This is a genomic window from Agrobacterium pusense (assembly GCF_900102105.1).
Lineage (GTDB): Bacteria > Pseudomonadota > Alphaproteobacteria > Rhizobiales > Rhizobiaceae > Agrobacterium > Agrobacterium pusense.
Genome location: NZ_FNBB01000001.1, coordinates 219,968 through 234,056 on the forward strand (window position 1 = coordinate 219,968; position 14,089 = coordinate 234,056).

The window sequence follows — 14,089 nt, forward strand, 5'->3', positions numbered from 1 at the left end:
ATACGCTTACTCTCTACTGAGGCTTATGGTTACCGAAGATGGTTATCAAAGCCTGAACAAGTCACGGAAAATGCGAAATAAATGGCTCTCGCGGCGCACTGGCGCAATTTGCGGAGACCGGCGGGGAACCCGAAGTCCGGCGAAAACGTTGTGCACAATGGGTTCTCCTGTGCCCGCTTATTCGCGCGGCAGGAAGAGCCATTATGGCAGGGGGTAGTCCGCAATGGGGTCCGTGATGAAAATGGCGTCTTTTTCCATGAATGTCGTTTGGGCCGCACTTTTCGCGGTCGCGTTGGCAACGCCCTCGCAGGCCCAGCAACCGAACCCGCAATATAACGTCATCACCGATGCGGTTTTGTTTGATGGCGGCCCCTCCCTCGGCAACAGTGACAGGGTGCGCTGGGATTTCTACAAGGCCGACCGCACGGGCGTGCGCACCGACGAGAATGCCGGCGGTTCCTATGACGCCACCTTCGAGGCGAAGCTGCCAGCGGGCAGATATGTGGGCGTGGCGGCGCTGGGCAATGTGACCCGCGAAATAGCGTTCGAGGTGAAGGACGGAAGCGTTGCAAGGCCGAAGGTAAATTTCGATGCGGCCGAACTGACTGTCGTGCCAAAACGCAGCCCCGGCGGCGATGTGGAGACACAGGCGAAAACTGAAATCACCAAGGATGATTTCAAAGACAGCGTCTATGGCCAGAATACCGTCTTCGTGCCGGCGGGCGAAGTGCTTCTCACCGGCAGCGTCGGCCCGGCGCGGGCGCAGGAGAAGCTCACCATCAAGGCCGGCGACAAGATCAGCCACGAACTTGTCATTCCGAGCGGCGTGGTGATCGCCAAGGCCGTGTATGCGGAAGGCGGCAGGGCGGTGGAAACGGATGATATCCGCTTCGAAGCGATGTCGGCCAAGGAAACCCTTGACGGCACGCGGGAGGCCATCAACGGCATTTACGGCACCGGCAAGATGATGGAAATGCCGGCCGGTAATTTCGTCATGCGCGCACGCCTCGGCAAGGTGACAGTGGAGCAGCCGTTCACCGTGACCGCCGGAAAACGCACGGAAATAACCATCAATCTCGATGCGGGCGTACTCGCAATTACCGCCCCCGGCGCGGAACGGATCGACATTGTCGAAACCACCAGGGACCTTCAGGGCACGCAGAAGGAGATTTCCGGCCGTTATGGCACGCAGCATCAGGAAACGCTTCATCCCGGCGATTATTCGGTGAAGGTAAGTTACGACAAGAAGTCGGGCCTCGATCCGAAGGAGATCAAGGCGACGGTTAAGGCTGCCGAGAGAACCGAGACGCGTGTGCCGGAGTAGGCCTTGGCCGCAGGCCTGCTTGAGGCTCCGGCTGTTCGCCGATTTTCACGCCAGCAAAGCCTGAAGCGGCAATGCGGTCGCACAGCCTGTTCCACTGGCAGCCTCGACAGGCCTGCCTGATATCTCCCGCTGCAAATGCCAGACGCATCTTGGCAAGGAAGTCCGGTGTCGCCTGCAACCGCTGGCCGGCAGCCAGCGTCTCGCCCAAAAGCACTGACACCGAAACGCGGGCCGTCTCATCCCGCTTCACAACCCCTTCGTTGAAACAGTGGGCATGGCTTTCACACAACAGGCCCTCGCAGATGTCGTCGGGGCCATCCACCAGCTCGATATCCTCTTCCCCGGCATTCAGGCGGTCGGCGACACGGTCGTAATTTTCGACGAAGCCGGATGTATATCCCTTGCCCACATAGGTGAGCATGCAGAGAAGGTGGTGGGGCCGGAGGCGGACGGTCAAGGGCCTATCCGACAATGGCGAAGGCGTCGCGCACCGAGCCGGACGAGGTGCGGATCGCCTTGCGGCCGATCCATTGCACATGCCCATCAAGGATGCGCACCGCCTCTTCGGCGCGGCCGCCGCGCAGCGCGTCGACGATCGCGCGGTGATCGGTATCGGTGCGGCGCTCCCAGCCGGCCCGCCAGGCGGAGAACAGGAAACGGGCGCTTGCCGCATGCAGGCCATCGATCGCTTCCATCAGGCGCGGCATGTTGCAGGGCGCGGTAATGAGGCGGTGGAAGCGGCGATTGGCCTCCTCCCAATGCTCGACATCAACGGCGCTGTCGCCTTCGAGCGTGGCTGCCTCCGCCTGATCGAGAATGGCTGACGTCATGTTGGGAATGGCGTGGCGCAAAGCCAGAACCTCAAGAGCGGCACGCATTTCCGCCACCTCGCGCACATCATCGAGACCGAAATCCGCGACCCTGACACCCCGGCGCGGAATGCTGGCGGCAAGTCCCTGCGCTTCCAGCCGGCGGAATGCCTCGCGCACCGGCACATGCGAGGCGCCGAATTCGGCGGCGATGTGATCCTGCCGCAGCCTTTCGCCCGGCGACAGCTCACCGCGAACGATGCGGTCGGCAAGCGTGCGGCTGATGCGGGCGGCAATGGTATCTTCAGGCGAATTTTTTGCTGTCTTGGGCATAACATCCCATAGCGCATATGGCGCGACCGTGTGTAGAGGTTTTTGCAGCAAGCCAGAGCAGACTGTTATGACACGCGGCTCCCTTGCCCGCGGCCTTCAAGCTATGAGCCTGACGGGACTGTCCTTTGCTGGCGAGCCGGTTGAGCTTGGCGCGGACATGGTCTAAAAGCCCGGCATCATTTTCTTCCAGCCAAATCCGATACAGGGAGCGCCCATGAGCGGCTTCGACCTCATTATTTTCGACTGCGACGGCGTTCTGGTCGATTCCGAAATCATCGCGGCACAGGTGGAATCCCGCCTTCTGACCGAAGCCGGTTATCCGATCTCGGTCGAGGAAATGGGGGAGCGTTTCGCCGGCATGACCTGGAAGAACATCCTCCTGCAGGTGGAAAGCGAAGCCAGCATTCCGCTCTCAGCCTCGCTGCTCGACAAATCGGAAAAACTGCTCGACATGCGGCTGGAACGCGACGTGAAGATCATCGAGGGCGTGAAGTTCGCCCTGTCCCGCCTGACGACGCCCCGCTGCATCTGCTCGAACTCTTCGAGCCACCGCCTCGACATGATGCTCACGAAAGTAGGCCTGAAGCCGTATTTCGCGCCGCATATCTATTCCGCCAAGGATCTCGGCGCTGATCGCGTGAAGCCGAAGCCCGACATCTTCCTGCACGGCGCAGCGCAATTTGGCGTTTCCCCCGATCGCGTGGTCGTGGTCGAAGATTCCGTGCACGGCATCCATGGCGCAAGGGCCGCTGGCATGCGCGTCATCGGCTTTACCGGCGCGTCCCACACCTATCCCAGCCACGCCGACCGGCTGACAGATGCGGGCGCCGAAACGGTGATCTCCCGCATGCAGGACCTGCCGGCCGTGATTGCGGCAATGGCGGAGTGGGAAGGCGCGTTTTAAGTTGTGGCTTTGTCACAAACGCTACTTCGTCATGCTCGGCCTGTCCCGAGCATCTGCAACATTTTGATTTTACGATACGTGTTTGGATCCTCGGGACAAGCCCGAGGATGACGTCGCGTGTGAGGAATGGTTTTTCCGCGATCTGACCGAAGCCTGCCGAGCAGCCTCCGGCTTTTACATTTTGCCCGTCAAATCACCGGCGCTTCGTCTTAGCCTTCGCGCCCTGCTCTGCAAAGCCGATATAAACGCTGACGGACCTCGGCGCGCCGCCCGGTCCGTTGGGAATGGCGACGTGGTCGTTGTTGAAGATGAACTGCGTGCCGGCCCCGCCTGCGGGAACATCGATGGCGAAATTGGTCGTTTCACCGAAAATCTCGCCGTCGCCATCCTTCACCGTTACACGGATCGGCACAGTTACACGGCCACCCTTCGACATGGGGCCGGGAACGAGGCGGCCCTGGGCCAGCACGTTGACGGTGAGCGTCGATTCATTGGCGGTGCAGGAGCGCGTCGTATCGGACAGCGAGACCTGATAGGCGAGTTTCTGCGGATCGTCCTTGGCGCCGCCGGCATAGACGCGATGAACGGCATTGCCGTCGAGAACCGTCACGGCCGGGCAATTGGCCTGAACCACGGCAGCCGTTGGCGCGGTCTGCGCCGCCGGCGGGTTGACGGCAAGCGAGTCCGACGGGTTGGAGGAATTGCATCCTGCAACAACGACGAGAAGCGACATCGCGGCGGACAAACGCAAGAAATTCCCTGACACTCTTCTAATTCCCTCTCCATTGTCCCGGAACAGAACCGGAGACGCTGTTTATTGACCTTTCACCCAGGTTGGCGATGGTCTATAGCAGCGACGCCGGAAAAAATCGATTGGCATGTTCGGTTTTGCTTGAATTTTCAAAAAAGCGCTTCATGACCTCGCCAATCGCCTCATTTCGGTGAGACGCTGCGGAAAAGACGCCGATCACATCGGCAACGGATAAGGGACTATCTCGTGGAATATGTATCGACCAGGGGTGCGGCCCCTTCGCTTGGTTTTTGCGACGCGCTTCTGGCAGGCCTTGGCCGCGATGGCGGGCTTTACGTGCCGCGCAAATGGCCGTCCATGTCGAAAAAGGAAATCCGCAACCTGCGCGGCAAGTCCTACCAGGATGTCGCCTTCGAGGTTCTCTACCGCTTCACCGGCGGCGAAATTCCGGCAGACAAGTTCAAGGCGATGATCGACGACGCCTATGCGACCTTCCGCCACCCGGCCGTCGTTCCGCTGACACAGACCGGTCCGAACACCTTCGTGCTCGAGCTGTTCCACGGCACCACGCTCGCCTTCAAGGATGTGGCGATGCAGCTCCTCGCCCGTCTGATGGACTATACGCTGACGGAACGCGGCGAGCGCGCCACCATTGTCGGCGCCACATCCGGCGATACGGGCGGGGCGGCGATCGACGCCTTTGCCGGGCGCGAGCGTACCGATATCTTCATCCTTTTCCCGAACGGCAAGGTCTCTCCGGTGCAGCAGCGCCAGATGACGACCTCCACCGCTTCCAACGTGCATGCGCTGGCGATCAACGGCAATTTCGACGATTGCCAGACGCTGGTGAAGGAGATGTTCAACGACGTGAAGTTCCGCGACGGCGTGAAGCTTTCCGGCGTCAACTCCATCAACTGGGCGCGCATCATGGCGCAGGTGGTCTATTATTTCACCGCGTCTCTGTCGCTCGGCGGCCCCGACCGCAAGGTGTCCTTCACCGTTCCGACAGGCAATTTCGGCGATATTTTCGCCGGTTACGTCGCCAAGAAGATGGGCCTGCCGATCGACAAGCTGGTCATCGCGACCAATGACAACGACATTCTGGCGCGCACGCTGAAGACCGGCCGTTACGAGATGCGCGGCGTCAAGCCCACCACCTCGCCCTCGATGGATATCCAGATTTCGTCCAACTTCGAGCGACTGCTGTTCGAAGCCTACGACCGCGATTCCGCTGCCGTAAAGTCATCGATGGATGGCCTCAAGCAATCGGGCGCGTTTGAAATTCCGGAAAAGGCGCTGAAGTTCATCAAGAAGGATTTCCGCGCCGGACGCGCCACCGAAAAGCAGGTGGCGGCGACCATTCGCGACACGCTTGAAAAGACCGGCTACCTGATCGACCCGCACACGGCAACAGGTGTTTTCGTGGCGGAAAAGCACGAAAAGCCCGCAACGCCAATGGTGGTTCTGTCGACCGCCCATCCGGCAAAATTCCCGGCGGCTGTAAAATCCGCTTGCGCAATCGACCCGGCGCTTCCAGTATGGCTCGCTGACATCATGAACCGGGAGGAGCGTTTCGACATTCTGGATGCGGAGCTCAAAGCCGTGGAAAGCTTCATCGGCAAACATGCACGCGCCGGCAAATAGAGACGCGGAAAGACGTTGAGTATGAGAGTAAATTTGACCCGGCTTTCGTCCGGGTTGACCGTTGTCACGGAAAGAATGCCACATCTCGAAAGCGTCGCTCTTGGGGTGTGGATCAAATCCGGCTCCCGCAACGAGACGACTGCCGAACATGGCATCGCCCATCTTCTCGAACATATGGCGTTCAAGGGCACGGCGCGCCGCACCGCCCGTCAGATCGCCGAAGAGATCGAAAATGTCGGCGGCGAAGTCAACGCCGCGACGTCGACGGAAACAACCTCCTACTACGCCCGCGTCCTCAAGGATCACGTTCCGCTCGCGGTCGATATCCTTGCCGACATCCTGACGGAATCGCTCTTCGATGAAGACGAGTTGGAGCGCGAAAAGAACGTCATCCTGCAGGAGATCGGTGCCGCCACCGATACGCCCGACGACGTGATCTTCGACAATTTCTCCGGTGTCGCCTATCGCGACCAGACGATCGGCCGGCCGATCCTGGGCACGCCCGAGACCGTGCAATCCTTCACGACAGGCCAGATCAGGCATTATCTCGCCCGCAATTATACGACGGACCGCATCTTCGTCGTTGCGGCCGGCGCGGTCGATCACGAGAGCTTCGTCAAGCAGGTGGAAGAGCGTTTCGCCTCGCTGCCGCAGCTGCCCGTGGCGACACCTGTGCTTGAAAAGGCTGTCTATACCGGCGGAGAAATCCGCGAGACCCGCGACCTGATGGATGCACAGGTGCTTCTCGGCTTCGAGGGCAAGGCCTATCATGCCCGCGATTTCTATTGTTCGCAGATTCTCGCCAATATTCTCGGCGGCGGCATGTCTTCCCGCCTTTTCCAAGAAGTGCGTGAATATCGCGGCCTGTGTTATTCCGTCTATGCGTTCCACTGGGGTTTTTCCGATACCGGTATCTTCGGCGTGCATGCGGCCACCGGCGGCAACGACCTGCCTGAACTGGTTCCCGTCATTCTGGAGGAGCTGCGCAAGTCCTCGCAGACCATCCACCAGGAGGAAATCGACCGGGCCCGTGCGCAGATCCGCGCGCAATTGCTGATGGGCCAGGAAAGCCCGGCTGCCCGCGCCGGCCAGATCGCCCGCCAGATGATGCTTTACGGCCGACCCATTCCGAATGAAGAGATGATGGAGCGGCTGGGCGACATCACCCGCACGCGCCTGACCGATCTTGCAGGACGGCTGTTTTTCGATACAGTTCCGACATTGTCTGCAATTGGCCCGCTCGAACATCTGCCGCCTCTTTCCGACATCACGGCCGCGCTGTCCGCGCAGCAGCCCGCAAGGATAAAGGCGAACGGATAAACCGATATGAGAGCGGGATTTGAAGGTGAAGACCGCTCATCTTTTTCGCCATCCCATTCGCGGATGGCGATATCTGCCTCACAGGGATCGTGAATGCTGCGTTTTCTTTCCCGACATAATGACACACCCGAATTGCGCAGCGCCAATCACCTTCTCAGACTGCCGCGCTACAGCGATTTCAAGCAGTGGCACGTACTGCGATCCGAGAGCCGGCAGTTTCTACAGCCGTGGGAACCGACCTGGCGGCCGGACGAACTGACGGAGGGCGCCTTCCGCATGCGCGTGGTGCGTAACGGACAGGAATTTTCTTCCGGCACCGCCGTTTCCTTCCTGCTGTTCGAAAAAGAGACGCTTCTGGTCGGCGGCATCACCATCGGCTATATCCGCCGCGGGGCGGCGCAGAGCTGCATGATCGGATACTGGATCGGTGAACGGCATGCCGCCCAAGGCCATATGTCTGCCGCATTAAAATTGGTAATACCCTACATCTTCAACGGACTTCAGTTGCACCGTATCGAGGCAGCCTGTATTCCGGAAAACTTCAAAAGCATCCGGCTCCTCGAAAATGCCGGGTTCCAGCGGGAAGGTCTCTTGCGGGAATATCTGAAAATCAATGGCCAATGGCGGGATCATATGATGTTTTCCCTTCTTGCCGACAAGCAAAGCTCCGGCGGAACGAAGTACGATACATGACCTACAATCACACTGCGCCTTGCCTCACGAAACGTCTGGCGGCAATCGCGCTGGCTGCGCCGTTTTTTCTGCTTTTCCTGCTTTTTGCCTCCCATTCCTTCGCCTTCGAGCCGGTCAAGATCTCCCGTGACGACACGGCGCTCGATCTCACCGCCACCACGGATATCTATGCCAATCAGGGCGAAGCCTTTCAGGTTTCCACCGCGCCGGGTCCTGACGGCATCCGCCGGCGCATCGAGGTGCGCGCCAGTTCCGACGATCACCAGGGCGACTGGGCCGTGTTCGCGCTTGCCAATGTCTCCGAAGAGCAGCTGGAGCGCGTGATCGTCGCGCCGCATTTCCGTCTCGTCAATTCCAAGCTGTTCTGGCCGGATCTCGGCTCGCAACGCATCATGGCGATAACGCCCAGCGAAGGCTTTGCGCTCGACAGGCAGCCAAGCCCGGACGCCGACGTCTTCCGCATCACGCTCAATCCCGGCTCCGTCATCACCTTCGTCGCCGAGCTTTCCACGCCGCAGCTGCCGCAGCTTTATCTGTGGGAACCGGAAGCCTACAAGGATACGATCAACGCCTTCACGCTCTATCGCGGCATCGTGCTCGGCATTGCCGGCCTGCTTGCCGTGCTCCTGACCATTCTCTTCGTGGTCAAGGGAACCTCGGTCCTGCCCGCGTCTGCTGCCCTCGCCTGGGCCGTGCTTGCCTATATATGCGTTGATTTCGGCTTCCTCGAAAAACTCATCACCGTCACCTCAAGCGATCAGCGAATATGGAGGGCGGGCGCGGAAGTGGCGCTCGCCTCCAGCTTCGTCGTCTTTCTCTTCACCTATCTCAACCTGAACCGATGGCACGCACATCTGGGTTATGCGACCTTTGCCTGGGTGGTGGGGCTGGCGCTGCTGTTTGGCGTGGCAATCTACGATCCCTCGGTTGCATCCGGTATCGCGCGTGTTTCCTTCGCGCTGACGGCGACGGCGGGCATCGCGCTCATCATCTATCTCGGTTTCAACAAATACGACCGGGCTATCCTGCTCGTCCCATCCTGGGCCTTGATCCTCGTCTGGCTGTTCGGCAGCTGGTTGACGGTGACGGGACAGCTGGACAACGACATCGTGCAGCCTGCGCTTGGCGGCGGGCTGGTGCTGATCGTCCTTCTGATCGGCTTTACGGTCATCCAGCACGCCTTTGCCGGCAGCGCCTATCAGCAGGGGCTATTCTCCGATCTGGAACGCCAGTCGCTGGCGCTCACGGGCAGCGGCGATACGGTCTGGGACTGGGACGTTACGCGTGACCGCATCGTCACCACACCAGATATTTCCAACCGCCTGGGGCTGGAGCCCGGAACTATGCATGGCGCCGCGCGCAACTGGCTGCCGCGCCTGCACCCTGATGACCGCGACCGGTTCAAGGCCACACTTGACGTGCTGCTCGACCATCGCAAGGGTCGCCTGAACCACGAATTCCGTATTCGCGCCGAGGATGGCCACTTCCACTGGCTGCAAATCCGTGCGCGTCCCGTTCTTGGCTCCAACGGCGAAATCATCCGCTGCGTCGGCACCATAACCGATATTACAGAGCAGAGAAATTCGGTCGAGCGGCTGCTGCAGGACGCGATGAACGACAATCTGACCGGGCTTCCGAACCGGCAGGTCTTCCTCGACCGCCTGCAATCGATCCTCAACCTCTCGCCGGACAGCGAGGGCGTGCGGCCAACCGTGATGGCGATCGATATCGACCGCTACAAGCTGGTCAATGACACGCTCGGCATTGCTGCCGGCGACAATATTTTGATTGCCCTCACCCGGCGCCTGCGTCGCCTGCTCAAACCGCAGGACACGCTGGCTCGTCTCGGCGGCGACGAATTCGGCCTGATCCTGACCTCGGAGCGCGATCCGCAGCGTGTGGCGGATTTCGCCGATGCGGTGAACAAGGCGATCATGGTGCCGATCAATTTCGCCAATCGCGAAATCATTCTCACCGCTTCTATCGGCCTCGTCTCGTGGATCGACCAACAGGAAAGTGCGGCAGGTCTGCTCAGCGATGCGGAATTGGCCATGTATCGCGCCAAGCGCGCCGGCGGCAATCGCGTTGAGCCTTTCCGCCCCGCCTTCCGCACCTCGGGCACCGACCGGCTGCAGATGGAAAGTGACCTTCGCCGCGCTATCGAGCGCAAGGAGCTGTCACTTGCCTATCAGCCGATCGTCAAGCTCGATGATGGGGAACTTGCCGGTTTCGAGGCGCTGATGCGTTGGGAGCACCCGAAGCGTGGCAATATCCCGCCAAGCGAGTTCATTCCGATTGCCGAAGCCTCCGGCCTGATCGAGCCGCTCGGCATGTTCGCGCTGGAACGGGCAGCGACCGACCTGATGGACTGGCAACATGCCATCGACAAGATGCCGATCTTCATCTCCGTCAATATTTCCAGTGCCCAACTGCTGAACAACGAACTCTATAACGACGTTCGCGGCATGCTCACCCGCACGCGCTGCAACCCGCAGCAGCTGAAGCTGGAACTGACGGAATCCGTCGTCATGGAAAATCCGGAACAGGCGCGGCTTGTGCTTTCCAAGCTCAAGGAAACCGGCCTTAGCCTCGCCATGGACGATTTCGGCACGGGCTATTCATCGCTCGCCTATCTCACCCGTTTCCCCTTCGATACGATCAAGCTCGACAAGGCGCTGGTGGCCAATACCAGCGACAAGCGTAACGTGCTTCTGCGCTCCGTCATTGCCATGGCGCGGGCGCTCGACATGCAGGTGGTGGCGGAAGGCATCGAAACGCCTGAGGATGCGGCCGAACTGGCCCGCATGAACTGCCATTTCGGCCAGAGCTTCCTGTTTGGCACGCCGGTTTCCGGCGATGCGGCGCTAAAGCTTCTTCGGGAGCGGTTCCAGCCGACGAAGCGGGCTTCGTAAGCGAAGTATTGAAACGCGAGGTATCTACCCCCGTCAGCCGACACGCGTCGGCGCGGCGGGAAAAGCCCTTTCAAACCAAGGACTTGAGCTGGTTGTATACGGATCAAGTCCGGCACGACCGGAGGAGGAAACACCGCGTTTGCCGGCTTTTACTCCTCGCTTGTCGATATTCACTGAACCACGGCAGCCTGCACCGGTGTTGACGCATCCGCCGCCACCCTCCCATGCAGCAGGTCGTGAATGAACTCCATCTTCGCAACCACCGGCGGCGTCAGGACGAAGGGATAGAGGTCCGCTTCCCCCATGCTGCGCTGGATCGAGTTGATCGCAACGCTGAGCGGAATCCAGGCCTTGACCAGCTGTGCAGCGCTGCGGGCATTGTAAGGATCGAAAGTCACCTCCGCCGCCATTTCTTCATGCCCGTCGGGGTCGATTGCCACGCCGAAGGCGCGCGCGGTCTCAAGCGTATCGACGATATGCAGATAATGCGCGAAACACTCGGCAAAATCCTCCCAAGGGTGGACCGAGGCATACGAACTGATGAAGCTGTCCTGCCAGTCGGGACGTGGACCCTCGTCGTAATTGCGTTGCAGGGCAGCGCCATAATCTTCTCTGTCATCGCCAAAGACGGCGCGGCAGGCCTCCAGTCGGTTTGCATCGCGTACGAGCTTGTTCCAGATGAAGTGACCGACTTCGTGGCGGAAATGGCCGAGCATTGTGCGGTACGGCTCGTTCATATTGGCGCGCACCTGTTCGCGCGTAGCATCGTCGGCCTCGGCCGCACGAATGGCGATCAGCCCCTCGTCATGACCGGTCATGGCCGGAATGACGGAACCATCTGGCGCCACCTCATCCACCAGAAAGTCGAAGACAAGGCCGCCAGCGGGATCGGCATCACGGTTGGGATGCGGGAGGCCGAGCCGCAGGATAGAATAAAACAGATGACGCTGCGCCTGGCTGATACGACGCCATTGCTCAATGCCCTGTTGCGTCGCAATGTCGGGCACAAGGCGATTGTGGCTGCAGGCAGGGCAAAATGCGCTTTCCCTTCCCGCGGGCACCGACCAGTTGCAGATATCGTTCACTTCATTGGCGCAAAACCGCACCTGTTTTTGCGGTTCCGCGACGATCTGCCAGTTCGGCTCACCGGCTGGGGCCAGCGCCTCCATGGACAGGCGCTCCGGCACGAAGGCAAGACGATGACCGCAGGAAACGCAAAAACGATTGTCGAAATGCACCGGCTGGCCGCAGGATGCGCAGGAAAAAAGCTTCATTGATGAAACCCTTGCGATGGATCAGTTGCTCGGAGGCAAATCTGGGACGACGGCATGAACGGCGCAACAGGAAGAGCGTTCCGGCGCTCAGACGACAAGAGCGCATGTGCTCTTGAACACATGCGCTCCGCGCGCCCCATCATCAGAGAGGCGCAATCAATACGGCGATATTACATGCGGTCGACGGCGCCCTTTACGGCATCCTTCGCCTTGCCGACGGAGGACTGTACCTTGCCCTTGGTTTCCTGGGCGGCACCCTTGGCGCGCAATTCATTATTGCCGGTCGCTTCACCGACGTTCTTCTTCACCTTACCAGCAACTTCATTGGCTTTACCGGCGACCTTGTCAGATGTGCTACCCATATTACTGCTCCCTAGTTGAACCGTACTGTCTGTGCGGCTTTCCGGGTAAGTAACGCCAAAGGGAGAAGAATGGTTCCAGCCAAAACGAGCGGGAAGATGAGGCTCAGGCATGCCCCGCATCTGTGGAGAGCATGCGTGCATCAACGCCCATCAGGGCGAGCGCCCGCTCGTATTTATTGTCCAACCCGCGGTCGAAAATCAGCTCCTCCGCAGCCGGGCAGTTCAGCCAGCCATTATTGGCGATCTCGTTTTCCAGTTGTCCTGGCCCCCAGCCGGCATAACCGAGCATCATGGTGGCCCTTTGCGGGCCGCGGCCGTTGGAAATGGCGCGGACGATATCCAGCGTTGCGGTCAGCGAAATGTCATCGCTGACGGGAATGCTGGATTCGCTTAAATAGTCATCCGAATGCAGAACGAAACCTCGGCCGGATTCCACCGGGCCGCCGCACTGGATCGGGAACTCACGGGTGCGGTTGGGCAGCATGATGGCGTCGTTGCTGTCCACCAGTTTCAGGTGGAGCAGTATGTCCGTGAAGGTAATCTGCTGCGGCCGGTTGATGATGAAACCCATGGCCCCGGCGTCCGAGTGGGCGCAGATATAGATCACCGCACGGGCAAAATTGCCGTCGTCCAGCCCCGGCATCGCAATGAGGAACTGGCCGTCGAGAAAGCCACGTTCGCGCTTGTCCATCAGGGTTGAAAAGCTCACAGGCGCCTCCAGCAGGCCGAATTCCGTCGTTTAACGGAAAACGGCGTTCGCACTTCGACAAAGGACAGGATGCGGCATACCGCCCGATCAATCAACCGAAAATGATGAACCCCACGAATTCGTAACTGGTCCGCCGGTCGATGTTGGGTTAGACGGGAAGCATGAGCGTCAGGTTATTCTTTCGATTTTCACATCTTCACCTCGCGGCTGCTTTTGCCGCCCTCCTCGGCGGCATGCAAGCCGCCCGGGCCGACATTACCGACTGGGCCAGAAGCGAGGGCGGCCAGATGCGCGTCGCGAGCCTTGCCGTGGATGCAAACGGCGTGGTGCGCGGCGTATTGCAGATCGAGCCGAAGGACGGCTGGATAACCTATTGGCGCGAACCCGGAGAAGCAGGCATACCGCCGCAGATCACGCCTGATCCGACCAGCGGTGCGATGCTGACCGCCATGGCTTATCCGGTTCCGAAGTTGATCGAAAACGGCGATATAACCGATATCGGTTATGACCACGCCGTCAGCCTTCCCTTTCAGCTGAAGGTTACCGATCCGGCAGCAGGCGGGAAGATCGACCTCACCGCATTCATCGGCGTCTGCCAGAATATCTGTATCCCCTTCGAGGCGAAGTTCTCCATCGACCGGGGCACGGCTGGTGATGATGACAGCGAGGAGCGCCGCCTTCTCGAAGAGGCGCGCGAAACACTGCCCGAAGCGGCATCCGACGATTTCAAGGTGATCGATTTCCACATCACGCCTGACAAGACCATGCTTGGCGTGCAGCTGCAGCTTCCGGAAAACGCGCCGAAGGAGACCGAAATCTTCATCGCCGGCCCCTCGGGTTTTGCCTATTACGAGCCGCAGAACCTCGTACGCGACAAGCGCAAGCTCTCCTTCTACATGAACATCAAGGGCCTGCCGAAAACCTATCAGGTGCAGGGCAACAGCTGGCCCATTCTGGTCAAATCGGGCGACCGGGCCATGGAGACGATGCTGAATTTCCCGAAGCCCTGAACGGTGGCTCCGCGGTGGAATCCACCGTGAAAACCGCATGGCGG

At 60.0% G+C, this 14,089-nt stretch carries 13 protein-coding genes; 7 read left to right on the forward strand and 6 right to left on the reverse strand.

From position 1 onward, the window contains the following. The first annotated feature begins 223 nt into the window (after window positions 1–223). Window positions 224–1,324, forward strand: a complete 1,101-nt coding sequence (locus BLU28_RS01170; protein ID WP_035209433.1) for a hypothetical protein — start codon at window positions 224–226, stop codon at window positions 1,322–1,324. Here the strand turns inward: BLU28_RS01170 and BLU28_RS01175 are convergent. After that, a complete protein-coding gene (locus BLU28_RS01175) occupies window positions 1,284–1,745 on the reverse strand; it encodes a DUF1284 domain-containing protein (protein WP_035209498.1) in 462 nt (153 codons plus the stop codon). The genes BLU28_RS01170 and BLU28_RS01175 overlap by 41 nt on opposite strands. Window positions 1,746–1,785: 40 nt before the next feature. Continuing rightward, window positions 1,786–2,466, reverse strand: a complete 681-nt coding sequence (locus BLU28_RS01180) for a GntR family transcriptional regulator (protein WP_006699981.1) — start codon at window positions 2,464–2,466, stop codon at window positions 1,786–1,788. Window positions 2,467–2,680: 214 nt separating this feature from the next. On the opposite strand from BLU28_RS01180, the gene BLU28_RS01185 reads away from it, so the two are divergent. Beyond that, entirely contained in the window at window positions 2,681–3,370 is a 690-nt protein-coding gene (locus BLU28_RS01185) for an HAD family hydrolase (RefSeq protein WP_003520496.1), read from the forward strand. Window positions 3,371–3,563: 193 nt separating this feature from the next. On the opposite strand, the gene BLU28_RS01190 is transcribed toward BLU28_RS01185, so the two are convergent. After that, the gene (locus BLU28_RS01190) at window positions 3,564–4,103 is read right to left on the reverse strand and encodes a PilZ domain-containing protein (protein WP_168247096.1); all 540 of its coding nucleotides are present in this window, start codon (window positions 4,101–4,103) and stop codon (window positions 3,564–3,566) included. Between the two features lie 264 nt (window positions 4,104–4,367). Between BLU28_RS01190 and thrC the strand changes: the two genes are divergently transcribed. The 4 genes from thrC to BLU28_RS01210 all read left to right on the forward strand — a co-directional run bounded on the left by thrC (window position 4,368) and on the right by BLU28_RS01210 (window position 10,690). After that, on the forward strand, window positions 4,368–5,765 hold the full coding sequence (thrC, locus tag BLU28_RS01195) for a threonine synthase (RefSeq protein WP_072494052.1): 1,398 nt from the start codon (window positions 4,368–4,370) through the stop codon (window positions 5,763–5,765). A 21-nt stretch (window positions 5,766–5,786) separates the two neighbouring features. Beyond that, window positions 5,787–7,085: a M16 family metallopeptidase gene (locus BLU28_RS01200; RefSeq protein WP_004440396.1), complete on the forward strand. Its 1,299-nt coding sequence runs from the start codon at window positions 5,787–5,789 to the stop codon at window positions 7,083–7,085. A gap of 93 nt (window positions 7,086–7,178) precedes the next feature. Next, window positions 7,179–7,778 (forward strand): GNAT family N-acetyltransferase, encoded by a 600-nt coding sequence (locus BLU28_RS01205; protein WP_004440394.1) that lies wholly within the window; start codon window positions 7,179–7,181, stop codon window positions 7,776–7,778. Then, window positions 7,775–10,690 (forward strand): sensor domain-containing phosphodiesterase, encoded by a 2,916-nt coding sequence (locus BLU28_RS01210; protein WP_004440393.1) that lies wholly within the window; start codon window positions 7,775–7,777, stop codon window positions 10,688–10,690. Before BLU28_RS01205 ends, BLU28_RS01210 begins: the two co-directional genes overlap by 4 nt. 170 nt (window positions 10,691–10,860) lie before the next feature. Here the strand turns inward: BLU28_RS01210 and BLU28_RS01215 are convergent, their stop codons facing one another. From BLU28_RS01215 to BLU28_RS01225, 3 genes are all read right to left on the reverse strand, one after another. Then, complete coding sequence (locus BLU28_RS01215; RefSeq protein ID WP_077986715.1) at window positions 10,861–11,964, reverse strand: zinc-binding metallopeptidase family protein; 1,104 nt, start codon at window positions 11,962–11,964, stop codon at window positions 10,861–10,863. 170 nt (window positions 11,965–12,134) lie between these two features. Then, on the reverse strand, window positions 12,135–12,326 hold the full coding sequence (locus BLU28_RS01220; RefSeq protein WP_004440389.1) for a CsbD family protein: 192 nt from the start codon (window positions 12,324–12,326) through the stop codon (window positions 12,135–12,137). A 103-nt stretch (window positions 12,327–12,429) separates the two neighbouring features. Beyond that, on the reverse strand, window positions 12,430–13,035 hold the full coding sequence (locus BLU28_RS01225; protein WP_004440387.1) for a YqgE/AlgH family protein: 606 nt from the start codon (window positions 13,033–13,035) through the stop codon (window positions 12,430–12,432). Between the two features lie 161 nt (window positions 13,036–13,196). Between BLU28_RS01225 and BLU28_RS01230 the strand changes: the two genes are divergently transcribed. Beyond that, window positions 13,197–14,045 carry a protein-disulfide reductase DsbD domain-containing protein gene (locus tag BLU28_RS01230; RefSeq protein ID WP_004440386.1) on the forward strand — a complete coding sequence of 283 codons (849 nt, stop codon included), beginning with the start codon at window positions 13,197–13,199 and terminating at the stop codon, window positions 14,043–14,045. The last annotated feature ends 44 nt before the right edge of the window (window positions 14,046–14,089 follow it).